This is a genomic window from Ligilactobacillus saerimneri DSM 16049 (assembly GCF_000423265.1).
Lineage (GTDB): Bacteria > Bacillota > Bacilli > Lactobacillales > Lactobacillaceae > Ligilactobacillus > Ligilactobacillus saerimneri.
Window position 1 is genome coordinate 59,518 of record NZ_AUHQ01000003.1, and the last position, 23,353, is coordinate 82,870.

25 protein-coding genes are annotated in these 23,353 nt (G+C 42.1%); 13 read left to right on the forward strand and 12 right to left on the reverse strand.

Features of this window, described 5'->3' with window-relative positions:
- Positions 1–238 precede the first annotated feature (238 nt).
- The 7 genes from G541_RS09180 to G541_RS09185 all read right to left on the reverse strand — a co-directional run bounded on the left by G541_RS09180 (position 239) and on the right by G541_RS09185 (position 3,895).
- Positions 239–1,717, reverse strand: coding sequence for a DNA primase family protein (locus tag G541_RS09180; RefSeq protein WP_051174527.1), 1,479 nt, complete (start codon positions 1,715–1,717; stop codon positions 239–241).
- Positions 1,714–2,619 carry a phage NrS-1 polymerase family protein gene (locus G541_RS0101950; protein WP_027826311.1) on the reverse strand — a complete coding sequence of 302 codons (906 nt, stop codon included), beginning with the start codon at positions 2,617–2,619 and terminating at the stop codon, positions 1,714–1,716. Before G541_RS0101950 ends, G541_RS09180 begins: the two co-directional genes overlap by 4 nt.
- Positions 2,620–2,659: 40 nt before the next feature.
- Positions 2,660–2,917: a hypothetical protein gene (locus tag G541_RS0101955; RefSeq protein ID WP_027826312.1), complete on the reverse strand. Its 258-nt coding sequence runs from the start codon at positions 2,915–2,917 to the stop codon at positions 2,660–2,662.
- A gap of 62 nt (positions 2,918–2,979) precedes the next feature.
- Positions 2,980–3,144 carry a hypothetical protein gene (locus G541_RS10345; RefSeq protein WP_155824442.1) on the reverse strand — a complete coding sequence of 55 codons (165 nt, stop codon included), beginning with the start codon at positions 3,142–3,144 and terminating at the stop codon, positions 2,980–2,982.
- Positions 3,137–3,364, reverse strand: coding sequence for a hypothetical protein (locus G541_RS0101965; RefSeq protein WP_027826313.1), 228 nt, complete (start codon positions 3,362–3,364; stop codon positions 3,137–3,139). The genes G541_RS10345 and G541_RS0101965 overlap by 8 nt, the downstream gene beginning before the upstream one ends.
- A 50-nt stretch (positions 3,365–3,414) precedes the next feature.
- Positions 3,415–3,690: a helix-turn-helix domain-containing protein gene (locus G541_RS0101970; protein WP_027826314.1), complete on the reverse strand. Its 276-nt coding sequence runs from the start codon at positions 3,688–3,690 to the stop codon at positions 3,415–3,417.
- Positions 3,659–3,895 carry a helix-turn-helix domain-containing protein gene (locus G541_RS09185; RefSeq protein WP_051174528.1) on the reverse strand — a complete coding sequence of 79 codons (237 nt, stop codon included), beginning with the start codon at positions 3,893–3,895 and terminating at the stop codon, positions 3,659–3,661. The genes G541_RS0101970 and G541_RS09185 overlap by 32 nt, the downstream gene beginning before the upstream one ends.
- Before the next feature lie 123 nt (positions 3,896–4,018).
- Between G541_RS09185 and G541_RS09935 the strand changes: the two genes are divergently transcribed.
- The 6 genes from G541_RS09935 to G541_RS0102005 all read left to right on the forward strand — a co-directional run bounded on the left by G541_RS09935 (position 4,019) and on the right by G541_RS0102005 (position 10,676).
- A complete protein-coding gene (locus G541_RS09935) occupies positions 4,019–4,645 on the forward strand; it encodes a helix-turn-helix domain-containing protein (protein ID WP_027826315.1) in 627 nt (208 codons plus the stop codon).
- 70 nt (positions 4,646–4,715) lie between these two features.
- The gene (locus G541_RS0101985; RefSeq protein WP_420890025.1) at positions 4,716–5,801 is read left to right on the forward strand and encodes a tyrosine-type recombinase/integrase; all 1,086 of its coding nucleotides are present in this window, start codon (positions 4,716–4,718) and stop codon (positions 5,799–5,801) included.
- A 145-nt stretch (positions 5,802–5,946) separates the two neighbouring features.
- Positions 5,947–6,828 carry an alpha/beta hydrolase gene (locus G541_RS0101990; protein ID WP_027826317.1) on the forward strand — a complete coding sequence of 294 codons (882 nt, stop codon included), beginning with the start codon at positions 5,947–5,949 and terminating at the stop codon, positions 6,826–6,828.
- 43 nt (positions 6,829–6,871) lie between these two features.
- Positions 6,872–7,876 carry a hypothetical protein gene (locus G541_RS0101995; protein WP_035162696.1) on the forward strand — a complete coding sequence of 335 codons (1,005 nt, stop codon included), beginning with the start codon at positions 6,872–6,874 and terminating at the stop codon, positions 7,874–7,876.
- 178 nt (positions 7,877–8,054) lie between these two features.
- A complete protein-coding gene (locus G541_RS0102000) occupies positions 8,055–9,869 on the forward strand; it encodes a heavy metal translocating P-type ATPase (protein WP_027826319.1) in 1,815 nt (604 codons plus the stop codon).
- A gap of 195 nt (positions 9,870–10,064) precedes the next feature.
- Positions 10,065–10,676 carry an NUDIX hydrolase N-terminal domain-containing protein gene (locus G541_RS0102005; RefSeq protein WP_027826320.1) on the forward strand — a complete coding sequence of 204 codons (612 nt, stop codon included), beginning with the start codon at positions 10,065–10,067 and terminating at the stop codon, positions 10,674–10,676.
- 58 nt (positions 10,677–10,734) lie between these two features.
- On the opposite strand, the gene G541_RS0102010 is transcribed toward G541_RS0102005, so the two are convergent.
- The 3 genes from G541_RS0102010 to G541_RS0102020 are packed head-to-tail and all read right to left on the reverse strand — an operon-like array spanning position 10,735 to position 14,521.
- On the reverse strand, positions 10,735–11,040 hold the full coding sequence (locus tag G541_RS0102010; RefSeq protein WP_027826321.1) for a PTS fructose transporter subunit IIB: 306 nt from the start codon (positions 11,038–11,040) through the stop codon (positions 10,735–10,737).
- A gap of 20 nt (positions 11,041–11,060) precedes the next feature.
- Entirely contained in the window at positions 11,061–12,611 is a 1,551-nt protein-coding gene (locus G541_RS0102015; RefSeq protein ID WP_081654763.1) for a PTS fructose transporter subunit IIABC, read from the reverse strand.
- Positions 12,612–12,628: 17 nt separating this feature from the next.
- Positions 12,629–14,521 (reverse strand): BglG family transcription antiterminator, encoded by a 1,893-nt coding sequence (locus G541_RS0102020; protein ID WP_027826323.1) that lies wholly within the window; start codon positions 14,519–14,521, stop codon positions 12,629–12,631.
- 477 nt (positions 14,522–14,998) lie between these two features.
- Between G541_RS0102020 and G541_RS0102025 the strand changes: the two genes are divergently transcribed.
- The 7 genes from G541_RS0102025 to tkt all read left to right on the forward strand — a co-directional run bounded on the left by G541_RS0102025 (position 14,999) and on the right by tkt (position 21,719).
- A complete protein-coding gene (locus G541_RS0102025; protein ID WP_009551323.1) occupies positions 14,999–15,469 on the forward strand; it encodes a PTS sugar transporter subunit IIA in 471 nt (156 codons plus the stop codon).
- A 10-nt stretch (positions 15,470–15,479) separates the two neighbouring features.
- Positions 15,480–16,568, forward strand: coding sequence for a fructose-specific PTS transporter subunit EIIC (locus tag G541_RS0102030; protein WP_235806342.1), 1,089 nt, complete (start codon positions 15,480–15,482; stop codon positions 16,566–16,568).
- A gap of 40 nt (positions 16,569–16,608) precedes the next feature.
- Entirely contained in the window at positions 16,609–16,911 is a 303-nt protein-coding gene (locus G541_RS0102035; protein ID WP_009551319.1) for a PTS fructose-like transporter subunit IIB, read from the forward strand.
- A gap of 35 nt (positions 16,912–16,946) precedes the next feature.
- Positions 16,947–18,224, forward strand: coding sequence for a class II D-tagatose-bisphosphate aldolase non-catalytic subunit (locus tag G541_RS0102040; protein WP_009551317.1), 1,278 nt, complete (start codon positions 16,947–16,949; stop codon positions 18,222–18,224).
- 86 nt (positions 18,225–18,310) lie between these two features.
- Complete coding sequence (locus tag G541_RS09195; protein WP_051174530.1) at positions 18,311–19,033, forward strand: HAD family hydrolase; 723 nt, start codon at positions 18,311–18,313, stop codon at positions 19,031–19,033.
- Between the two features lie 22 nt (positions 19,034–19,055).
- The gene (gene fsa / locus G541_RS0102050) at positions 19,056–19,712 is read left to right on the forward strand and encodes a fructose-6-phosphate aldolase (RefSeq protein ID WP_009551312.1); all 657 of its coding nucleotides are present in this window, start codon (positions 19,056–19,058) and stop codon (positions 19,710–19,712) included.
- 12 nt (positions 19,713–19,724) lie between these two features.
- Entirely contained in the window at positions 19,725–21,719 is a 1,995-nt protein-coding gene (tkt, locus tag G541_RS0102055; RefSeq protein WP_027826325.1) for a transketolase, read from the forward strand.
- Positions 21,720–21,830: 111 nt separating this feature from the next.
- Here the strand turns inward: tkt and G541_RS0102060 are convergent, their stop codons facing one another.
- Positions 21,831–22,262: an Rrf2 family transcriptional regulator gene (locus G541_RS0102060; protein WP_009551309.1), complete on the reverse strand. Its 432-nt coding sequence runs from the start codon at positions 22,260–22,262 to the stop codon at positions 21,831–21,833.
- A 73-nt stretch (positions 22,263–22,335) separates the two neighbouring features.
- Positions 22,336–23,190, reverse strand: a complete 855-nt coding sequence (locus G541_RS0102065; RefSeq protein WP_027826326.1) for an NAD(P)H-binding protein — start codon at positions 23,188–23,190, stop codon at positions 22,336–22,338.
- Between the last annotated feature and the right edge of the window lie 163 nt (positions 23,191–23,353).

Genomic DNA, 23,353 nt, shown 5'->3' on the forward strand with positions numbered 1-23,353 from the left:
ATAAGGTTAGTTAGACGCTGTAACCCTTGGGGCTGTAAGCTTCATTAACTATAAAATAACTTTCTAACTAAATTTTTTGCTTCCAAGTTGCATATATATGTATATATACGGGATATATTTATATATACTGGCAATATTAGTAAGGTAGTTAGATAGTTAGTATATAAGCATTCTATCCTTGATATAACAACGTTTTTTAAAGCTAACTATCATACTAACCATCTAACCAACTTTTTTATTAGTTAGTTTCTTTACTAAAAATTCCTTGCATCTTGTCTTTTTCTTCTTCCAAGTTATAGAGCTTGTCAATATCAAGTCCAGTTCCTGGATCGTACTTATCCATCAAGTCTAGATCCGCTTGCTTGAATTTGTCTCCTGGTTGTCTACCTGTCTTGTAAAAATTCCAACCCATGGAATGCATCAGGGGCTTAATTCTAGTAGTGAATTTTCTTCTTGAGATCGTTTGCTTGTTGTTCTCCCGTTCCATCACCCATAAAAAATAATGAAATAAAAATTTGCTTGGTAGCCATTCACTAACTAGGGGATCAATGTAATTGCTAGCAAAGTAAGCTACGGGGTCATTATCCAACCTGGTATTTTCTACAAGCTCCTTACTCTCTTTAGGGTTTACAATCTGATCCAGATTAATATCAAGGGACTTTTTTAGTACCCATTCAAGCAAGCGTTTATCATAGATATAGGTATCTTTGACCTGTTTGCTTGCTGGATCATCCGGGAATTGATGAGGAAAGTTAATCATCCTAAACCGGCGATATAGCCCGCCTGTCTTATCCTTGAATTTGGGTAGTCCGTTCATAGACTGGATAACAATAGCATTAAATCTTGCTGTAAACGGCGTTAACCCTTTTGGATTAATCAATACAATTTCATTAGTGATGATACTTTTTAGATTGCTACCGTTATCTATGTAGCGCTCTGGGGGATTGTCATCACCAATCAATAGGCGTCCGCCGTATCCTTGAGCGAGTAAAAAATCGTTATCGAACTGATCCAGCATTAAAGCCTTGTAATTACCGTTGCCAACAAGGTTAATCAAAAACTGTTCCATGGTACTCTTGCCCGTTCTACCTTGCCCGGCGTCTACTAGCATAAACATTAAGCCGGTTTTACCTCTAACAATGCTAGCGATGAATTGCCATAGCAATAATTCTTTTTCATGGTCTGAGGATGATAATTGTTTGATCCAACTAGTAAAATTCCAGCCGTTAAAATCCGGCTCTGTTGCATCCGGGTTATAGTTAGTTGCTATCTTGGTAGTAAAAACATACATAGGGTTAAACGGGATCAACCGCTTATCTTTTAGATTGATGATGCCATTCCCTACTGGTATTAAGTCGGGATCATCCGTCAACTTAACCGCCGGGCTTTCAATCTGCAACCAGTCTAAAATTTCCTTGCGCCATCTCTTGGATATTGTGCTTTCAATAGCAAGCATTAGCTCCTGGATGCGCCGGGATCCATTAACATAAATTCCAGCATCCGGGTCATAGTAAGATAGGGGGGCTTTTTCCAGCTCCTTATCATCCTCACCAATTACAACCAGCTTCAAACTCTGCTTCAATCTGTTTGCGATAACTCGGGCGGGTACTGGGATTGTCTTGGTCTCGCCCGTCTTACTGTTCATCTTTGCATGATCCGCCCGCCAATCGTTGCCCCATTGGGCTAATTCTCTTTTGATCTCTTTAAATTTGCTCAATATAGCGCCTCCTTGACCCCGTTAATTGCCTTGTTGATAGTTAGTTGCCCATAGGTTAGGGCGCCCCGCCGTTTGTCCCATTTTGGGCGATATAGAGCAGATTTTCTAAAAAGTCTATCTATCTGAGTCGGGTTACAATCACTAAACAAGGCTAAGTCGTTACATAGCGATAAATCTTTTGCGCTGTCGTCTTGGTCGGTTTTAGGATTTGGATGCTTACCATCAAAAAATAGCATTGCTACTCGTTGCCCGGTCTTGGATGCTAAAGCTTTCATCATAACAATATAATCTGGATGATTAGGGGGGATATTAAGCATAGCATCCGGGTCTGTCATTGCCTGTTCTGCCTTGCTAATCTCCTTTAAACCGTATGCATCAAGTAATAACTTGAACTGATCCAGATCTAAAAAGCTAGTTTTTGGGGGCTGATCTGGTTGGATCTTGTTCCCCGTCATAGCAATAAACCGCCCGCCGGTATAAATTTCGGCTTCCTTGTTCTTGCTATGGTGTTTCGGCGGTTCTTCTTCCAATTTGAAAAAGCAATGAATGCCCGTTCCTGATTGGCTTATTTCGCTGTAACCCCATCCGGTAAGGTCTAAGGCTTTATATACGGCTTGATTACTAATGTCTTGGGGATCAAGTTTAGGGGCGATATTATCAACGTCTAAGCAACCCCATCCATCACCTAAGAAAAAGGCAAGCCCGCAATCTTGGGGTCTTTTAGCGTTGTTATAAGCTTCTAATGCTGTTTCATAACTTACCCATTCCCATGGTCTATTAGTTGCTGTTTTTCTCCTAGTGATAGGACTATAAGGAACTTTTTCTCTTTTATGTCCTTGCCCATCTCCTAAAACATAGATACACCAGCGGTTAACTTCTTTCATCTCGTTAGGAATTGTCATGTTGTAAACCTCCTATTTTTGCTAAAATAAGAGCAAACAATTATTTATATGTCTTTAATTGTTCCCCCGGTGCTTCTTGGTCGTTGACCGGGGTTTTTGTTTGCTCTAATTCGTCAATTAAGCAACTTGATGCTGAAATTATTGCTGAGAGAACGGCAAACATAAATTCATACTGCCGTTCAAACTCATATTTTTTGAGATTGCCCATCTCGTTAATATCTGTAATAGTGTTGGTTAGTCCGCCGGCTAGAGCTTTAACTTGGATAGCTTTTTCTATGAGTTCATCAATATTATTCATTTTTCCTATCTCCTATCTTTTTTATTGGTCTTGCATCATAAAAAACATAGTCAAAAAGTATGTTAATTAATTCTTCTAGATCCTTGTCCGTCATTCCCATATTTGAAACCTCCTAGCAAGCGAATATTTAAGAAAGCAACCAGGAAAAATAGCACAATCGATGCTATCAGATAGTTTGCATAAGCAAAGAAAAACACCGCTAATACCATCAATAGTAATTCAATCATTAATTTTTCCCTCCTTGATGAATGCGCTAATGTCATCCAGTCGGGATGATAAGCATTGCATACTGTCTAGCATTTTAGGCAAGCTGTAATTCAAAAAATAAGCTCTTTGATCGGGATCATCCTTACATGATAGGACTTGCCCCGCCAATTCAGTTAAAGCATGCAAACTGATTGAGAATAGTTGCAATTCGTCTGAAATTCGTTCTTGATCATCCATCATTTTTTATTCTCCTATCTTTAAATAGTCCTATTGGTAGCCGGTCTATTTTTTTAGTGTTCATATTGCGCCATAAAATCATCAAGGGATTGTCTGCTGTATCTTTTAACCCCGTCTATTTCTACTGTTGGGATGCCGTGCTTCTTGATCCAGTCATAAAAGGTAGATCTTGAAACACCTAGATATTTACTTGCTTCTGTTGCCTTGAGATACCCGGGCGCTTGCTGGTTGTTCCTAGTCTCAGTGATAGCAACCATTAAAGCGGTTCGGGCTAAGTCGGTAACTGCTTCTCTCAGTTCATCCGGTAATTGCATTTTGACTGCTTGCATCCTGGTTATCCTCCTTATTGAGATATTGCTTAATTAACCAATCATCAATCTTTCTAACGTTGCTACTAGTGATTGATTGACCTTTTAAAGCTCTGCTAAGTGGAAAGCGACTGATGCCAATCTCACTAGCTAGATCGGTAATAGTAATGTTCATCTCACCTTTAAAACGTCTTAAAGACAATAATTGATCTGCTGTTAGTTCCATATCATCACCCCCTTTGCATTTTTCGTAAATAATTATAATTTACGTTTTTTGCAAATTCAAGCGATTATTTACAAAAAGTGCAAAGTAATTTATTATAGTATGTTGAAAAGGACTGATTTTTTCATGAATAGAATTAAAGAATTGAGAACTGAAAAAGGGTTAACTTTAAAAGACTTTGCAAGTTCTTTCAATGAGTTTACAAAAAAGGATAGAGATTATATAAAGAGTGTCTCTTATGCTACTGTTTCAAGGTGGGAAAAAGGTATTAATGAGCCTAAAATTTTAACTTGGAAAGCTTTAGCAGATTTTTTCGGTGTCTCTATTGGATACATACAAGGAACGTCTGAGGTAAGAGATAGCTTTTATAATGAAGATGATCCATTCAATGCCTGGGTCAATGTTACGGCGGTTCATCAGGATAAAGCGGGTAATGCTTATTTTGGTAAGAACTTTAGAGCAGAAAGCACTTCATTTTTAAGGGATATAGATGCAAGAAAGTTTGAATATCTTTGTTTATCATTAAATACCAGTGCTCTTTTTTCTCCTGATGAGATAAAAGAGAATGCAAACATAATCAGTAATATTGATGATATTCTTACTGCTAACACCATCAGAGATACAATAGGTGAAGTTTTTAAAATGAGCTTAAAAGCTTATAACGGAGACGAGAAAGCTAAAGATGCAATGAGTAGCATAGAAAAGGTAATTCATAGAGATTACTTGGGTATTAAGGACGATGATTACTCTTAATTAACTTATCCAATCCTTTTAAATGGTCGTATTGGTAGCCGGTCATCAAAAAGGACTGAGACTAATGAGTATATCTATTAGAAAAGAGAAAGACGGCTTATATAGGAGCTATGTTTATTATTATGATAAGGATCACAAACGGCGGGGGAAATCTGCGGGCAAGTTCAAACGCAAAAAAGATGCCGTTGCATCCGCTAATGAGTTAGAAAGAGAACTAAACCAAATCAATCTTAATCTAAGGGATATTAGCTTGGCTGATTATTTTAAGCGCTGGTATGAAACATATAAAAAAGCTTCCATTGCTGATAATACCTGCATCAAATATTCAAACACTTTAAACGCCATCATTGAGTATTTTAAGGACACCATGCTAAAAGACATTAAGCGATCTGATTACCAGCGTTTTATTAACTGGTACGGGGAAAGCCATGCAATGGTAAGCGTTAAAAAAGTAAATGGTCATATTCGGTCATGCATTGGATATGCTATTGATGATGATATTATTGCTAAGGACTTCACTAAAAGAGTTCAATTAGTAGCAGATAAGAACAGAGAGCGTAAACCAGAGTATTTAACCACTAGCGAACTGATCCAGTTCAAGGATGCTGTTGTTAATCGTCTTGGTGGTCAATCCGTATCACCTTACATGATCCTAACGGCTATTTATACGGGCGCTCGTAAGTCTGAGATCCAGGCTTTAACATGGAATGATATTGATTTTATGCATGGTACCATCTCAATTACTAAGTCTTGGGATGATCTCAGAAAGAAAGTTAAACCAACCAAGAATGCATCCAGTAATAGGACTATTCCAGTTAACCGGGTGCTATTAGACAAGCTTGTTGATCTGAGGGCTAATCACTCTATCATGGTTTTTCAAAACGTACTAGGGGAAATACCAAATAGCGGGGTATTAAATAAAGCGATTGATAACATATTAGCTAGTATTGGGATCAGTAAGAATTATTTTACATTCCACTCATTGCGCCATGTTCATGTTGCCTATTTGATAGGACAAGGGGTAGACATTTACGCTATTTCAAAAAGATTAGGACATAGCAACATAACGACTACTTTAAACACATACAGTTATTTAATTGATGAATACAAGGCTAAAAATGATAAGCAGATTATCCAAAAACTAGGCGCCTTATAAATTGCAACCAAATTGCAACCAAATATGCCTTAAGCATTGATATAAAAAGGGTTTTAAGGCTTATGTTAAGGTTAGTGACTAGTAAGAAGTGATTACTAAAACTTATCCCCAAGTGGATAAGTTTTTTAATTAGAAGGGAGAAGTTATGCACAAGCAAAAAGTAACATGGTGGGTTCTCGGCGGCCTGCTCGTCCTCTTGTTGGTTACTGGCGGCGGGTTGGGGCTGCGGTCTTACCAAAGAAAAGCTTTGGCCCGCCAATACCGGCAGACGACTACGCCAACCATCTTTTTTCATGGTTATGGTTCGAGCTACCAGGCTGAACGCCAGATGGCAAATTACGCCCGCAAACAAGGCGTGACTAATACTGTTGTGCGGGCGAATGTGGCCCGCAACGGGCGGGTGACCTGGCACGGAACTATTCCTCCAAAAGCCCGCAATCCCATCGTTCTGGTTAACCTGGATAACAATAAGATGACCGCCACGGAAAGGAAGGATTTTGTCAAAGTTTATGACCAACGCAGTCAGTATGTAAAAGCCGTTGTGGTAACCATGCAAAAAAGATATGGGTTTAAACACATGAATTTGGTGGCACATTCGATGGGTAACCTTTTGGTAGCCAACTATATCAAAAACAACGCGCATAATAAGCACTTACCACAAATTGACCATGTGGTTGCAATCGCCGGTCACTTTAACGGCTTTAATGGCGAAGCTGGTGCCAAACAGACAAACATTGACCCGCAAACGGGAAAACCCGACCGAATGCTACCAGGTTACCGGGCGTTACTGCCACTTCGCCATACTTTCCCCAAAACAACGCGGGTCCTTAATATTTACGGTGACCAGGGAGATGGAAATGACGGGGCGGTACCAGTTGCCTCAGCCCGCTCCTACCGCTACCTGGTAGCTACTAGGGCCCGGTCGTACCAGGAAAATAAAATTACTGGACATGATGCCCAACATAGTCGGTTACATGAAAGCCAGCAAGTGGATCGTTTGTTAGCCAATTTCCTCTGGCGGAAGTGATATGGTAATCTTAGAGCAGTATCTTTGGAAAGGAGAGTTGGCGATGCCAACCAAGATTACTGCCCTGACAAGGGAGCAGCGTTTGAAGATTATGGCAACTCTGACAGCTGCCCAGGTCCAGGCGCTGGGGGAATTTACCCGGTTCACAATCTTGTCACGCTTTCACACCCGCCACTATTTGCACAATACTGACTGGGTCTTTCAAGGTGTACAAGTTGATCCGTGGTACCATATGGCACATGCACACGGGGGGACGAATTTGTACTGTGATTGTGGGCGACGTTTGAAAAATCAATTCATCCTCAAGTCACGCCGAACGGGTCAGGTTTTGATGTTGGGGAGTGCGCATTTTGCCCAACATGCAGCGATCCCCCACCAGGTTGTTCGTGAAATTCAGCAGGGGTTGAACGCGATCAACCTGTATGTTGACCGCGTGTTGGTAGCCTACCAACGCGGGCAGCGGTTCCCGCATGCTCTTTATGAGCGGGTGGTCCAGCAGCACGGGTTTGCCGGTAGGGAGCAAAGTGTTTTTTACCAGCGGTGCAATCTTTTTGACCAGGTTGATTTGCCATTATTAGCAGACGATGTTGCGCGGTTACGTCGCTTGCTACGTCCCGACAAACCACGGCTCTCACCAGCTGAAAAACAGGAACGTTATCAAGCAACGCTAACCAACTGGGAAGAATTAGCCCAATTGGTGCGGGCCTTTCAGTTGCGGTTGAGTCAGTTGAATTTGACGCCGCAAGCCCGGCACCGGATCATGACCAATGCCCGTAACTATGCGCTCCACCGCCGCCAGAATAAATACTATTGCCTGGATCGGAATGAAGCAGCAACATTAACCCTGACAAAATTACGAGCACAGGTCGAGCTCAAACTGCAAGAAATATCTTTTTATGCCCAAATAACTGTCCAGCATCCTGATCAGCAAGTGGAGAAGTTGCACCAACGGGCGGTGCAATTGCTGAATAAACATGGGCGGAAACTAGTACGTTCACGACAATTTGGGGTGGCTGAGGTCCAAGCATTATTAGCAAAGAATTATTAGATCGCCGTTAGTTTTTAAAAATTATAAACTAGCGGTGATTTTTTTATTTTTGCTGGGGCTAAAGTAGCAATTTGATCATTGGCGGAGCTGGGATAGGCAAAAGCTGGGGAATATAAATCATTCTATTTCAATCTTTGTTACAATAGTTATAGAAGAAAGATGAAAGGGGTTACGGATGATGGCACATAAACAAAAGTTAATGCTCCTAGGTGGGGTAGCAGTCCTGGCCATGATTTGTGAGTGGGGATTGCACCAAGCCTTGTGGGCCCAAGCAATTAATACGATTGCTGGGGGAATCATTGCACTATCAATGCTGATTGAAATGGTCAAAAAGATGCGCACTGGTGACTACGGAGTGGATTTGTTAGCAGTGACGGCGATTGTCGCAACTTTGGCCGTGGGAGAATACTGGGCGGCAATGGTGATCCTACTGATGCTTATCGGTGGTGATACCCTGGAAGATTATGCTAATGCCCGGGCGCACAGTGAGCTCAAGACGTTACTGGACAATAGTCCGCGGATCGGCCATGTCAGGCTTGACGGCGAGTTGGTTGACCAACCCGTAGAAGCCATCCAAGTAGGCCAAGAAGTAGTGGTGCGACCAGGTGAATTAGTCCCGGTTGACGGGATCGTTGTCCAAGGGAACAGTACGGTGAATGAATCTTCCTTAACGGGGGAATCAAAGCCCCTGGATAAAGGACCTGGAGACGAGCTGCTTTCGGGTTCGTTGAATGGGGATGTGTCCTTGACGATGCGGGTTGAGCGGACAGCCCAGGATAGTCAATACCAGCAATTGGTGGAATTGATTCGGCAAGCGGACCAAACACCAGCTGACTTTGTCCGCTTGGCGGACCGTTACGCTCTACCGTTTACCATCGTTGCATATATTATTGCCGGGATTGCTTGGTGGGTAGCCCAAGATCCGGTACGGTTTGCGCAAGTTTTAGTGGTGGCGTCACCGTGTCCCTTGATCTTAGCAGCCCCAGTTGCCTTTGTTTCGGGGATGAGTCGGTCTTCCCATGCAGGGGTTGTAGTTAAGACGGGGGCAGTGATTGAAAAAATGGCGACCGCTCAAACGGCAGCCTTCGACAAGACAGGAACTTTAACACGGGGAAACTTGGCAGTAAGTCAAGTTGTTCCTGTATCGGGGCGCGATCCTCACGAATTGTTGGCTTTAGTTGCTAGCGCTGAGCAGACTTCGGGTCACGTCCTAGCTCAGTCTATTGTTAGCCGGGCCAAGGAAGAGGGCTTGACGTTGACCGATCCGACTACGATGAATGAAGTGACCGCTAAGGGGATTATTGCGACCGTGGCGGGCCACGAAGTAAAGGTCGGAAAGCATGCCTTCATTGTGGAGGAACTTGACGAAAGCCGGATCCTCCAAGTGCCTATTACAGCAGTATATGTAGCAGTTGATGGTGCATATTGGGGCCGGATTGAATTAGAGGACCAGCTCCGACCAGAAGCGAGCGAAACGTTGAACCGCCTTCGTAAAGCCGGAGTTAGTCACCAAATGATCGTGACGGGCGACCAGCAAAAGATCGCAGATCAGATCGCCCAGGTAGTCGGAATTGATGAAGTATATGGTGACTTATTGCCCAAAGATAAGGTAAGCCACCTCAACGACTTACGCCCAGACCAGCGACCGAGCATTATGGTGGGGGATGGGGTCAATGACGCCCCAGTCCTCAAAGTGGCTGATGTTGGGATCGCGATGGGGGCACACGGGTCGACGGCAGCCAGTGAGTCAGCGGATGTGGTGATCCTGACAGATAACCTGCAGAAGGTGGCTGAAGCGGTGGAAATTGCCCAAGATACATTACGGATCGCTAAGCAGGCCGTGTGGATTGGGATTGCTGTTTGTACCGCGTTGATGTTGATTTGTTCAACCGGCTGGGTCCCAACAATTATCGGCGCGATGCTCCAGGAAGTGGTAGATACGGTATGTATCCTCTGGGGCTTGCGGGCTAAGAGTGCTCACGGTAGAAATTAATAGCAAGCTAAGGGTAGTCCCACGTGAAAGCGTGGGGCTATTTTGTCGAGAAATATAGTGGTTATCAATATTCACAGTTAACCGTCAGATTTAGGGAAAACAATAATTATTTCCTAAACCTGACGGTTATTTGTTTGATGAATAAAAAATGTTTTATCATATAGTTAGTAAGCGTTATCAAAAGGAGCGGATATTATGGCACAATGGTTGGATTGGGCGATTGAGTTACAGAGTTTGGCCCAAGCAGGTTTACACTATGGACATTATGTATATGACAAGGAACGTTACCAGCGTATTCGGGAGATTGCAGCTGAGATCATGGCGGTCCATGCCGATATACCAGTTGAACGGGTCCAAGATTTATTTTGTAATGAAAAAGGATATCAAACACCTAAACTTGATTGTCGGGCAGCGATCTTTCAGGACGACAAGATTCTGCTGGTGCAAGAGAGCAACGGTCAATGGGCACTGCCAGGTGGTTGGGTTGAGGTGAACCTCTCGGTTAAGAATAATACGATTAAGGAAGTCAAAGAAGAAACAGGGTTGGATGCTATTCCGCAACGCTTGATTGCTTTGCATGATCGGAATCTCCACAATGAACCCCTATATGCGTATGGAATTTGCAAAGTTTTCAGCTTGTGCACGGTAACCGGGGGAGAATTCCACGAAAATTCAGAAACTTTAGGCTATGAATATTTTGCCCAAGATGAATTACCACCTTTGATGGCAGACAAAACGACGGTTGAACAGGTGCAGATGTGTTTTGAGGCCTACAAAGATCCTCAATGGCAACCTGTGTTTGATTAAGAAAAATGTCGGATATAATGGCTCAATTCCATTACGTCCGACATTTTTTAGTATATATTTAATTTCTTTCGACCAAACGACTGACAATTATTTCAGCGTTATCGATAATATCTTGTGCGGGTAAGCGGACTGCTTTTTTACCCTTAAAACGTTCCATACCAGAGATTACGGTATCGTTTGTCAAAATGACATAATCAGCTTCTTGAATCTCTGTTAAAGTCAGCGGGTTTTCTGCACCAGTGAGTCCCTGGGTTTCGACTTTAATAGGCACACCATACAGTTTGGCGGCATATTTCAATGCTTCAGCTGACATATAGGTGTGGGCCACCCCGCTAGGACAAGAAGTAACAGCAACTAATTTCATATTATTCCTCCGCATACAAATTATAGAACCTCAATTTCAAAATCGAAATCTTTTCGCTTAGGTTTAGGACTTGTCTGAGTTTTTTTCAATAAGCCGATAATTAATGCCGTGATTGTTGCTCCGATTAATAGTGCTAATAGGAAGCCAAGACGATTGCCGATGACTGGTAAAACAATTAATCCTCCCCAGGGAGCATGGTTAGTAACACCTAAGAATCCAGCTAATGCACCTGATGTTAGAGTGCCAATAATACAGGCGCTAACAATCAGGATCGGATTAGTCGGGATAAATGGGAGAACTCCTTCAGTGATACCACAACTTCCCATTAAAAGAGCAGCAACGCCATTATTCCTTTCTGCAGGAGTGAACTTCCTTTTAAAAAGAAGGGTGGCAAGCCCTACTCCTAATGGAGGAGTTGCAGTAGCTACCCCCATAATACCAGTTAGGAAAGGAAGCGTATTAACTTGTGATTGGCAGAACGTAGCGGCAACTTTATTAATTGGTCCTCCCATATCCGAACCGATCATTGCACCAATAATGGCACCTAGGGGAATACGCGATGTTCCACTTAATGAAGCTAAATAATGAGTCATGGTAGCAACAAACCAAGCAATCGGTTGACCTAGTATTAGTAGGATGATTGTAGCCGGAATAATTGTTCCAACCAATGGATATAGAAAAATCGGACCTAATGATTGCACAGGTTGTGGCAAGTGTATCCTTTTGAGCCCTAAAACTGTTCCGCCAACCAGAAAGCCACTAGCAATTGCACCAATGAACCCACTGTTAATTTGAACAGCTAGTAAAGCAGTAATAAAACCAGGTGCTAACCCAGGTCGTCCGGCCATGCTATATGCAAGATACCCTCCAAGAGCCGGAAGATATAAGTGTAACCCGGCTTGGCCTACAAGTGCCAAAAGACGGGCAATGGAATTGCTCATTAAAGGGTCAGTATCAACTCCAGCAAGCATGATGGATAGTGCATATAGAATACCACCGGAAACAATAAACGGAATCATATAACCAGTTGCTGTCATAAGGTTTTGTTGTAAGTAATGCCAGAAAAATTTACTGAAGAATTTATCTTTAAAAAATTGGCGACGTTCATTATGAATGAATTTTGCTGAAGCACGGGTCAACATTTTATGCGCCTCTACTGGTGATGCATTGACAAATTTTTCTCGAAAATCGTCATGAATTAGTAATCCTGATAAATGAGCCAGGATTCGAAGATGGAGGGACCCTGTTGCTGTTTCAGGAACAGCAATAAGCACTAAAAAGTTAACACTGTGATCCTGGTCCCAGGAAATATTATGGGATAGTCTCCCCACTAAAATAACAGGACGCTTGACGTATTTACTTCGAGTATGCGGGAGACCGATAGAATGCCCAATATAGGTCGATAATTCGTTTTCACGATAACATAGGTCGTGTAGAAAACCCGCTTGGTCGCTAATAATTCCATCATTGAATAAACTAGTTGTCACTTCAGTTAGAACTTCTTTTTTAGAAAGAGCTGCGATGTCAAAGACAGTCTTAATAGCAATATTTTTACGACGAATAGTTTTCATTTATAGCTCTCCTAGCATTAAATGGTATCAATAATTTTTAAGACTTCTTCTGCCGAATGAGCTTGAGCAATTCGTTCGATTGCCTGATTATCACGAACTAGAAGGTAAAAATGCTGATAGAGCCGATCGAGTTCACTATCAAGTTGTTCATTTACTGCAATAAAGAAAACAGCTTTAATATGATTCTTCCCCCATTGCATACCAGAACGATTCAAAAGAATACTGATTGATGGGATGATTACTAAGCGCGGATCACCATGGGGGATTGCGGCATTGCGAAGCTCGGTTGAAGATTGTTCCTCACGTTTCAATGCTGTTTCAAGCATGCCTTCATGAACGTAGCCTGCTTGCTTAAGATTATTAACAATTTTGGTAATGGCTTGTTCAGGTGTTAGAGTTGGATCATCCACAAAAAGGATATTCTTGCGTTTGATCAGGCGCAAAAAAACATTATCGTCATACTTTTTCTTTTTTAACGTAGTTATTTTTTGCTCTAAGATAATAGTATCTTGATCTGTTAACAATGGCGAAACTTTAACAACTGTCATCTTAGGATAGTTAATACTGATAGTGCTAATTATTAGATCAGCATCGACGAATCCTTGAGTAATTAGTTCATCTTCAGACATGGTGCGGATAACATGGATGTCCCTACCATATTTATATTCAATTTCCTGCTTTAGTAAAACAGATGAGCCATAACCAGTGGAGCAGACGATGACTGCACGGATCCGATCATCAGAAACATCTTGACGGCGGATAAAAGACTCAAAGTGAAGTGCTAGGAAGGCTATTTCTCCCTCACTAGCTTCGATATTAAAGATCTGTTTAAGATGTCTTCCCAAAAGTAAAGCCCGATCAAAGGCAGCTGGATAGCGATTTTTGATTTCTTTTTGATAGGGATTAGGTACACTAACACCCAATTTAGCACGACCGATTAGTTCACGCAGATGATTGGCTAAATTATCGATTAAAGTATCGTCGTAAGTATCCAAAATTCTCTCTAGAATTTCGCGGAGGTTAGCCTTAGTAATTTCAATATTATTTGCCATGAAATTACGTTTTAGATTGTAGTTTTCAATAATAAGTAAATCGCGATTAACATAAGGAAAGTTTCCGTTATCAGCAGGACAGTTAAATTCTGCATTTAGTAAATAGGAATAAAGATTCAGATTTTCTGAATCGGCGAACTCACTTTTAGAATTAGTTAATCCTGTTTTGAGATAAATAGACATTTCAGCTACCGTATGAATTAAAAACAATTCATACTCACGGCGTTCAATTTTAAACGCAGTCAACCGCATGAATTCTGTTATCACTTGCTCAACCTTTTTGAAAGTTGAGTCAGCTAAAAAATCCCCTAAATGGTCATCTAGTTCGTAGTTATAATGTAATACTCCATTATTATCGATGATTTCGGAGTGGATGTGCTGCTGGATGAAATTAGATAATGCATCTTTGGCAGCACTAGTATCAGTGTTAATCCAGATACCATATTTTGAACTAGATATCTCTAATTCATATTTTTCTTTGAGATAATCAATTTTCCGTAGGAGAGTCGAACGACTAACAAAGAACATATCGGCTAGTTCTTCGATTAATACGGGCCGTTGCGCAGCTAAGAGATAACCGAACAATGCTGAAGAAATATTGCTAGGTGCTTGTCGTTGTGGAGAAATCGTCTGTAAGAGTGAAATATCTCCCTCGATATAGATCCCCTTATTACGCTTACGGACTAATTTAAGACCCTTAGAAGCTAAGAACTTCTCGGTATCCTTTAAATACTTGGCAACAGTACGTTTAGATAAACCAGTATATTCTTGAATATCAGAATAGTGGACAAGTTTTTTAGCTAGAATGAGTGCAATAATCTTATCCATGATTGCTTGGGGTGATTCCCGCGTTGCCACACCGATCATCTCCTTGTGCGATACGTATTAAGTAATGTTTATACATAATAAGTATACTTTTATAAAAAAAGCTTGGGAAGAAAAGGCTTACTGAACTAATTAAAAGTTTACTTTTTTGGAATAATAACACAGGATAAAAGCCTCAAAAGCGGTAAAAAAATAGGCAATAATAAGTATCTTAATAAAAATAACGATAAATCATATAAATTTAGAAAAGAGAAGCTTAGGAAACAAGAAATATTAATTTCCTAGGCTTTTATTTATTTGCCTCAGTAAACTTATTAAAAAGTATACGGGGATTATTCGAATAAGTTTACAGGAATAAAAAATAAGACTACTTTCAGAAATTGTAAGCGGTTTCTATATAAATATAATTAAGACTGTAAACAAAAGGAAGACAATGTTATCGCGATACTTCATTAATCAACCTGAGTTTTACCAGAATAAGAGAACGATGAATTGAAGCGAGGTGTTAGGATGCCCGAACAAAACGAAAAAAGACCAGTTAGTGTTGAAACGTATTTTGGTTTAGATGCAACATCTAAAGCAGATGCTATTACTCAAATCGGTCACTTTTTAGCTGAGCAAGGGTACGTTAAAGAAGGTGATGCGTTTGTTAAAGACGTATTTGCCCGCGAAGATGAAATGCCAACTTACATTGGTCATTCGATCGGATTACCACATTCCAAGAGTACACAAGTTGAGAATGCGGTTGTTGTAGTTGGACGGTTGAATAAACCAATTATTTGGTCAGATGATAATCAAGTTGACTTAATCTTCTTAATAGCAGTTCCTAAAGAATCGGCTGGTGACTTGCATTTGAAGATTCTAGCACAACTAGCACGGTCTTTGATGCACGAAGACTTCCGTGAAGGCCTTCGGACACTAAGCGCAGAAGAGGTTAAAGAATTGATGTATGAAACTTCACTCAACTCCCTAAAGAAGTAAAGGAGATGTCATGATGGGAAATACAAAGAAGAAGACTCCTTGGTGGGCTACCGCGCAAAAGCACTTAATGACCGACACGGGTTATATGATTCCATTCGTTGTTGCCGGCGGTATTATCTACGCTGTTACAGTTATGATGACTGGACAAGCTGCAGCTCCAACGCCAAAAGACGGTTGGATTTATAGCTTAAATATGATTGGTGCAGCTGGTTTGGCACTTTATATTCCAGCATTAGGTGGTTACTTCTCATACAGTTTAGCTGGTCGTCCTGGGATCGCCCCAGGTTTCATTACTGCTTATTTAGCCGTTCAAGTCCACACTGGGTTCATTGGTGGGATTATCGGCGGCTTGTTAGCAGGTTTAACCGTAAAGCAATTATTAAAAATTAAGATTTCTACCCATTACAAGGTATTAGGTTCAATTTTCTTATATCCATTAGTGGGTACATTGATTCCAAGTGCGATCGTTCTGTTTATCATTGGTGCACCAGTAGCCTCATTTATGACATGGATGACTGATTCCATGGCTGGTTTAAGTGGTGCTGCTAAGGTTCCATTGGGTGCATTGCTCGGTGGGATGCTTGGTTTCGACATGGGTGGTCCAATCAACAAGGTTGCTGCTACTTTCTGTCAAACTCAGGTAGATAAATTACCATTCTTGATGGGGATCATGGGACCAGCTGTTGCTACTCCACCAATCGGAATGGGGATTGCTACATTGTTATTCAAGAAGAAGTTCAGTCCTGAAGAACGTCAAACTGGTTTAGCAGGTATCTTGATGGGTTGCTGTGGTATCACTGAAGGTGCTATTCCATTCGCAACAGCTGACCCACTGCGTGTTATCCCAGCCAACACAATCGGCTCTATCGTTGCAGGTATGATCTCAGCATACTTTGGTGTTGCAAGTCATGCTCCTTGGGGTGGTTTGATTACTTTACCAGTTGTTGAAAACCGTCTCTGGTATATCGGTGCTGTTCTGATCGGTTCATTAGTAACTGCGGTAATCGTTGGTTTATGGAAGAAGGATTGGACAGAAGAAGCTGCAGAAGTTGGCGCTGACGCTGATGATGAATTCGACTTTGATGTAGAAACATTTTAATTGAATTCAGGTTTAAGAAGGTTACTTTGGAGGAATTATCATGAAAATTGTTGGTATTACATCTTGCCCAAGTGGTGTTGCACACACATATATGGCAGCTGAATCATTAGAACAAGCTGCAAAAGATAATGGGATCGAAGTAAAGGTTGAAACTCAAGGCAGTTCTGGCCCTGAAAATGTATTGACAGCAGATGATATTAAAGATGCTGACTACGTTATCTTGACTAATGATGTAGAAATTCAAGGTACAGAGCGTTTTAAAGGGAAAAAAGTTATTCAACTGAAAGCCCAACAAATTATTGCTAAATCAGATGCTTTAATGAAGAAATTATTGAAGATGTAAAAAAACATAAGAGAAGCGGAAGGGAAGAAAAAAGAATGACAGAAACAAATACACTTTCATTACGGGCAACCGTTCAAAATATGCTGAAGTTACAAAAAGAGAAGAACCGCTATTCAACCTTAGTGGGGATTGGACCTATGTCACCTAACCTCTTGCAGGCAAGTTTTGAATTGGCTCGTGACTATGACTTCCCGCTGATGTTCATTGCCAGCCGGAACCAGGTCGACAAAGACGAACTCGGTGGCGGTTACGTTAACGGATGGAATCAAAAGACTTTTGCAGCTGATATTAAGAAAGTTGCTGACAAAGTTGGTTTCAACGGATTGTACTACTTATGCCGCGACCACGGCGGTCCATGGCAACGGGATGAAGAAAGAAATGCCCACTTGCCTGTTGAAGAAGCGATGAAACTCGCTAAAGAATCATACTTAGCAGATATTGAAGCAGGTTTTGATCTTTTGATGATCGACCCAACCAAGGATCCGTTCCAAATGGGGAAAGTAGTTGACCTGGATAAGGTTATTACTTGGACTGTAGAATTGCTTGAATATTGCGAAACAGAACGTAAAAAGCGTAACTTACCAGAAATCGCATATGAAGTTGGGACCGAAGAAACCAATGGTGGTCTGACTTCAACTGATAAGTATGAATTCTTCATTCAACGTTTACAAGAAGAATTGAGTAAGCGTGACCTGCCAATGCCAACATTTATTGTTGGTCAGACTGGGACTTTAACTCGTCTGACAGAACAAGTTGGACACTGGAACTATGCCAATGCGATTGACCTGGCTAAGATGGCTGCTAAGTATGGGGTTGGTCTGAAAGAACACAATGCAGATTACATGAATGATGAAACATTGTTACTTCACAACCCATCTCACATCACCGCTTCCAATGTTGCTCCACAATATGGGACTGAAGAAACACGTGCTTATCTCAAATTAGTACGGGTAGAACAACGTTTAGCTAAAGAGGGATTAGTTGAAGATCCATCAAACTTGTACGATGTTCTCTTGGATAAAGCTATTCGGACAGAACGTTGGCGCAAGTGGATGGAAGGTGACGATGTGAACTTGAAAGTCGATGATATCTTGGCCAATGAAGAATTGTCACAAAAGATTCTCGATATTTCTGGACACTATGCTTTCAACGATCCTGAAGTTAAGGCAGAAGTAGCAAAGCTATTCGCTAACCTGAACGCTAACAGCATTGATGCTCAACGGTTCGTCGTGGAACACATCAAGCGTCCAATCTTACAATATGTCATTGATTTGAATTTGACAGGTTTGACAACTGATGTGGAAAACATCTAATCAAAATTAAAGGTTAAGCGATTGTTACGACATAAAATGTTAGGCGACAATCGCTTAATTGTTTTTAAAAGAAATGGGGTTTAGCTATGTGGCAGGTGTTTTTTGATCTAGATGATACTATTTATGACCAAGCACAACCATTCAAAATTGCTTTTGCAAAGGCATTTCCTCAAATTAAGGTAGACAATTGGAATCAACTATATCAATTGTTTCGTCAAAAATCTGATGAAGTCTTTCCCTTATATCCCAATGACCGTGAGCATTTAGAGGAGATGTGGATTGACAGAATGAATAGAACATTATCTGCATTAAATGAGGGTAATAAATATGATTCTGTAACGATCCTTGAGTTCCAAAAGATATATAACCAACAACTCAAACAGATTGTGATGTTTCCTGAGATGAGGAAATTGTTGGTTGAACTCAGAAATCAAAAAATTCAGGTAGGAATTATTTCCAATGGAAGCTATGAACATCAGATGAATAAAGTAACTACTCTAGGATTACAAGACTATGTGGCAAAAGATAGGATTTTTATCTCGGCGACATTTGGAGTTAGCAAACCTGATCCTGAGTTGTTTAGAAAAGTGGGAAAAGAAATAGGAAGACCAACGGATGAAATGATATATGTTGGTGATAATTATTTGAATGATGTGTATGCTGCGACACAAGCAGGATGCAAGGCGACAATATGGTTTAATCATCGTCAACGAGAAGTAGTTAACAAGCCAGTGATGGCGACTTTAGAAATCAAAACACCAGAGAAATTATTCCAGATAGCAAACTTGGTTAAGAATTTAAATAATTAATAGCAAAAGAGAGGTAATAATCATGAAATTTTTCTTAGATACTGCAAACACAGATGATATTCGGAAGTACGCTGCTTTAGGCTTAGTTGATGGGGTTACTACTAACCCAACACTGATTTCCCGTGAAGGTCGGGACTTTGAAACAGTGGTTAAGGAAATTACGACAATTGTCGACGGGCCTGTTTCTGCTGAAGTCACAGCAACTAAAGCAGAAGAAATGATTGAACAAGCACGGGAAGTTTCCAAGTGGGCTAAAAACATCGTAGTTAAAATCCCAATGACCGAAGAAGGGCTTAAAGCTGTGAGCGTTGTTAGCAAGGAAGGGATCAAGACTAATGTTACCTTGATCTTCTCAGTTGCCCAAGGTTTATTGGCTGCTAAGGCTGGTGCTACTTTCATCTCTCCATTCTTAGGCCGGTTGGATGATATCGGTGGTGACGGCGTTGGCTTGATCCAAGACTTACGGACAGTTTTAGACAACTATGGTTTCAAGACTGAAATCATCGCTGCTAGTGTCCGGGGTGTACAACACGTTGAAGAGGTAGCCTTGGCAGGTTCAGATATTGCTACTATTCCTGCAGGTGTCTTTGGTAAGTTATTCAAGCACCCATTGACTGACAAGGGCTTGGACAGCTTCATGAAGGACTGGGCAGAATTCCAAGCTAGTCAAAAGAACTAGGGGGGATAAAGGATGTTTGATCAAATTGACCAACTAGGGGTCAATACCATTCGGACCCTTTCCATTGACGCTATTCAAAAAGCCAACTCCGGCCACCCTGGGTTACCGATGGGGGTAGCACCAATGGCGTACGTTCTTTGGACTCGCCATATGCACCTCAATCCGAAAACCCACCTTGACTGGGCTAACCGCGACCACTTCATCCTCTCAGCTGGTCATGGTTCAGCGATGCTGTACAGCTTACTCCATTTAGCTGGTTATGAAGTATCCATTGATGACTTGAAACAGTTCAGACAATGGAACTCTAAGACGCCTGGCCACCCTGAATTTGGCCACACCGATGGGGTAGAAGCTACTACTGGTCCTCTTGGGCAAGGGATCGCCATGGCCGTTGGGATGGCTATGGCTGAAGCCCACTTAGCTGCCAAGTACAACCGACCCGGCTATCCAGTGATGGATCACTACACTTACTCGATCGTTGGTGATGGTGACTTGATGGAAGGGATCTCGCATGAAGCGGCTTCCTTAGCTGGGCACCTCAAGTTAGGTAAGTTGATTGTTTTGTATGATTCAAACGGCATTTCTCTCGATGGGCCAACTACTGCTGCTTTCACCGAAAACGTCGGTGAACGGTTCAAGGCCTATGGTTGGGAACATATCAAAGTTGAAGATGGTAACGACTTAGCAGCGATCGATGCGGCCTTGACACTTGCCAAGAAGAATACTAGCCAACCAACATTGATTGAAGTCAAGACCACTATTGGTTTTGGGGCCGAAAACCAAGGCACTAATGCCGTCCATGGTAACCCACTAGGGGCGGACGGAGTTGCTTATGCTAAGAAGGCCTACGGGTGGGATTATCCAGCTTTTACTGTTCCAGCTGAAGTAGCTACTCGGTTCCACCAGTTAATTCAGGATGAGGGCGCAGCAGCCGAGGAACAATGGCAGGATCTTTTTGCCAAGTATCAACAAGAATATCCAGAGTTAGCCCAAGAATTCACAGCTGGCTTTGCTAATGATTTGAAGCTTGATTTCCAAGCAGTATTGCCTCATTACGAAGCTGATTCCAGCATTGCAACTCGGAATGCAAGTCAAAAAGCTATCAATGCCTTGACCCCAGTCTTACCAACATTATGGGGTGGGGCTGCTGACCTGGCTAGTTCCAATAAGACGATGATCAACGGTGAAGCTGACTTCCAGCCAGGTTCATATGCCGGCCGCAACTTGTGGTTTGGTGTCCGTGAATTTGCGATGGCAGCCGCCCTCAACGGGATTTCTCTTCACGGGGGAACACGTGTATACGGTGGGACCTTCTTCGTCTTTAGCGATTACCTGAAAGCAGCAATTCGCTTGTCAGCCCTGCAACACCAACCAGTAATCTATGTCCTGACACACGACTCAGTCGCGGTTGGTGAAGATGGGCCAACTCACGAACCAATCGAACAACTTGCTGGTTTGCGGGCCATCCCCGATGTGCAGGTATTGCGACCAGCTGACGGGAATGAAACGTCCGCAGCTTGGGCAACTGCCCTCCAAACTACTGACAAGCCAACGCTGCTTGTCTTGAGCCGGCAGAACCTTGCAACCCTTCCGGTTGATCAAGCAACAGTCTTTGCGGGAGTTGACAAAGGGGGTTACGTCGTAGCACCAGCCACTAAGGCAGTGCCAGATGGAATTTTGATTGCTACTGGTTCAGAAGTCAACCTGGCATTGGCAGCTCAAAGTGAACTCCGTGACCAAGGGCAAGATGTGAGCGTTGTTTCCTTGCCAAGCTGGGAGCGCTTTGCTCAACAAGATCCTGCTTACCAAGAAGCGGTCTTGCCAGCTGCGGTCACTAAACGGGTGACAATTGAAGCGGCTGCAACTTTTGGCTGGGTTAAGTTTGCTGGCAGCCATGGTGCTTCCATCGGGATCGACCACTTTGGTGCTTCTGCTCCTGGCGATTTGGTATTAGATCAGCTGGGTATGAATGTTGCCAATGTAGTTGACACTTTCATGAATTTATAAAATACGGCTTAAACTATCTTTCTTATCCGAATATATGCTTAAAAGAGAAAGATAGGTTGAAAAGCAAATAGCGGCGATAGAATGTAATTTCACATTCTGTCACCGCTATTTTTAATGCTTATTTTGATGACGATGCAAGATCCCAGTGATGACATCTTGTAAAGTAGTTGCCTGCAATTGTGCTTCGGCTGCTACTTGAACCTGAGCATAAACTTCATTAAGAGTATCTTGGATATTGGCTCCCACCAGACAGTTAGGGTTAGTTTTCGGATCAATATGGAGTAAATCATGGTTCATATTGAGAGCATGATAAACATCCAACAAAGTGATGTTAGCAGGATCTTTGGCTAAGGTAGCATTGGGTGCCCCCTGTTGACTTTGGATCAAACCGGCCCGGCGCAGATCCGACATAAGACTCCGAACTACGCTGGGATTGGCCTCAATGCTAGCAGCAATTTGTTTACTTGACCGGTCACCATCTTTAAAGATGTCCAGATAGGCCAAGATATGGATTGCATCGCTTAGTTTATGAGAAAATTTCATCGGCATTCATCCTTCGCGTTAATTGTCATGGTGTAAGGATACCATATTTAACAGAAAGGAACGATCAACTTGCTTATTTTTGTTCAACAAGCCGCGTGACAACCGTAGTCAATGGGGTCAAGTCACCGTCCAACAGATTCATCAAATCAGCACTGGCATGGCGCAGGTCTCCCACGGCTGCGGGTTCTTGGAAAGAGGCAAAGAGGCTTGCTGTATCGTGGTCAAATCCTGCCTGTTCGAGCCCAGCAATGTAGGCTTCCCGTGTTACCAAAGTAGCAGTGTTGGTAATATTTAATGTACTAGCAAGGTCTTGTCCAAGTTGCGCATAAGTCCGAATTGGACCGGCCAATTCATAGCTTGGTTGGGGATCATCCATGGTTAAAACTTTGACAGCAGCCCGGGCGTAGTCTTGTTCAGCCGCCCAGCCCATTGCCTGGTCAGTCCAATAAGCAGCTGGCTGTTGGTGAGCTAGAGCTTGGATAAAGCCTGCTTCGTTTTCTAAATACCAGTTATTACGGACAAAAGAGTGTTTGAGCCCCGCAGCCTGGATTGCTACTTCGGTGGCCCGATGGTCACTGGCCAGAGCACTTTGCGCTTGGTCAGCATGAGGAAAACTAGTATAAACAGTCAAAGCAACGTAGTTAGCTTGCAAAGCAGCAATCACGTTTTGATGCTGGTCGAGCCGGGCAACTGGTCCTCCAGGTTGGGATGAGATAAAGAGAACTCGGTCGATACCATGCAAAGCCTCCGTCATACTAGGGGCACTGTCATAGTCCCCAATTCTAACTTCATTATTAGGGAATAGTTTGGTGGCTTTTTCTTGGTTGCGAGCAATAACGATAACGTTGTCAGCCCCTACGGCATGGTTGAGCGCAGCGACTGCATATTGTCCAAAGTGGCCTGTGGCAGCAGTAATAGCATATTTCATAAGTATTATCTCCTTTGTTGTTTTATTATTGACATGCACTAGTATAACTTATGTTATTTTAAAGTCAACAAGTTTGTTTACGATTATTTTAAACTGGGAGAAATTATTATTTTCTTCCCAGCCTTAGTTTTTATTTACCAATGTTTTCCATTCATAAAAAGTG

Excerpts from the sequence above, each read along its gene's own strand:
- G541_RS0102035 (WP_009551319.1), top strand. The coding sequence starts at position 16,609 with ATGAAAATTGTTGGTATTACATCTTGCCCAAGTGGTGTTGCACACACA.
- G541_RS09185 (WP_051174528.1), bottom strand. The coding sequence starts at position 3,895 with ATGGAACTAACAGCAGATCAATTATTGTCTTTAAGACGTTTTAAAGGT.
- G541_RS0102060 (WP_009551309.1), bottom strand. The coding sequence starts at position 22,262 with ATGAAATTTTCTCATAAACTAAGCGATGCAATCCATATCTTGGCCTAT.
- G541_RS0101995 (WP_035162696.1), top strand. The coding sequence starts at position 6,872 with ATGCCAACCAAGATTACTGCCCTGACAAGGGAGCAGCGTTTGAAGATT.
- G541_RS09195 (WP_051174530.1), top strand. The coding sequence starts at position 18,311 with ATGTGGCAGGTGTTTTTTGATCTAGATGATACTATTTATGACCAAGCA.
- G541_RS0102040 (WP_009551317.1), top strand. The coding sequence starts at position 16,947 with ATGACAGAAACAAATACACTTTCATTACGGGCAACCGTTCAAAATATG.
- G541_RS0102030 (WP_235806342.1), top strand. The coding sequence starts at position 15,480 with ATGATGGGAAATACAAAGAAGAAGACTCCTTGGTGGGCTACCGCGCAA.
- G541_RS0101970 (WP_027826314.1), bottom strand. The coding sequence starts at position 3,690 with ATGCAAGCAGTCAAAATGCAATTACCGGATGAACTGAGAGAAGCAGTT.
- tkt (WP_027826325.1), top strand. The coding sequence starts at position 19,725 with ATGTTTGATCAAATTGACCAACTAGGGGTCAATACCATTCGGACCCTT.
- G541_RS0102000 (WP_027826319.1), top strand. The coding sequence starts at position 8,055 with ATGGCACATAAACAAAAGTTAATGCTCCTAGGTGGGGTAGCAGTCCTG.
- G541_RS0102025 (WP_009551323.1), top strand. The coding sequence starts at position 14,999 with ATGCCCGAACAAAACGAAAAAAGACCAGTTAGTGTTGAAACGTATTTT.
- G541_RS0101990 (WP_027826317.1), top strand. The coding sequence starts at position 5,947 with ATGCACAAGCAAAAAGTAACATGGTGGGTTCTCGGCGGCCTGCTCGTC.
- G541_RS10345 (WP_155824442.1), bottom strand. The coding sequence starts at position 3,144 with ATGATTGAATTACTATTGATGGTATTAGCGGTGTTTTTCTTTGCTTAT.
- G541_RS0101965 (WP_027826313.1), bottom strand. The coding sequence starts at position 3,364 with ATGATGGATGATCAAGAACGAATTTCAGACGAATTGCAACTATTCTCA.
- G541_RS0102065 (WP_027826326.1), bottom strand. The coding sequence starts at position 23,190 with ATGAAATATGCTATTACTGCTGCCACAGGCCACTTTGGACAATATGCA.
- fsa (WP_009551312.1), top strand. The coding sequence starts at position 19,056 with ATGAAATTTTTCTTAGATACTGCAAACACAGATGATATTCGGAAGTAC.
- G541_RS0101955 (WP_027826312.1), bottom strand. The coding sequence starts at position 2,917 with ATGAATAATATTGATGAACTCATAGAAAAAGCTATCCAAGTTAAAGCT.
- G541_RS09935 (WP_027826315.1), top strand. The coding sequence starts at position 4,019 with ATGAATAGAATTAAAGAATTGAGAACTGAAAAAGGGTTAACTTTAAAA.
- G541_RS0102010 (WP_027826321.1), bottom strand. The coding sequence starts at position 11,040 with ATGAAATTAGTTGCTGTTACTTCTTGTCCTAGCGGGGTGGCCCACACC.
- G541_RS0102005 (WP_027826320.1), top strand. The coding sequence starts at position 10,065 with ATGGCACAATGGTTGGATTGGGCGATTGAGTTACAGAGTTTGGCCCAA.
- G541_RS0102015 (WP_081654763.1), bottom strand. The coding sequence starts at position 12,611 with ATGAAAACTATTCGTCGTAAAAATATTGCTATTAAGACTGTCTTTGAC.
- G541_RS0101950 (WP_027826311.1), bottom strand. The coding sequence starts at position 2,619 with ATGACAATTCCTAACGAGATGAAAGAAGTTAACCGCTGGTGTATCTAT.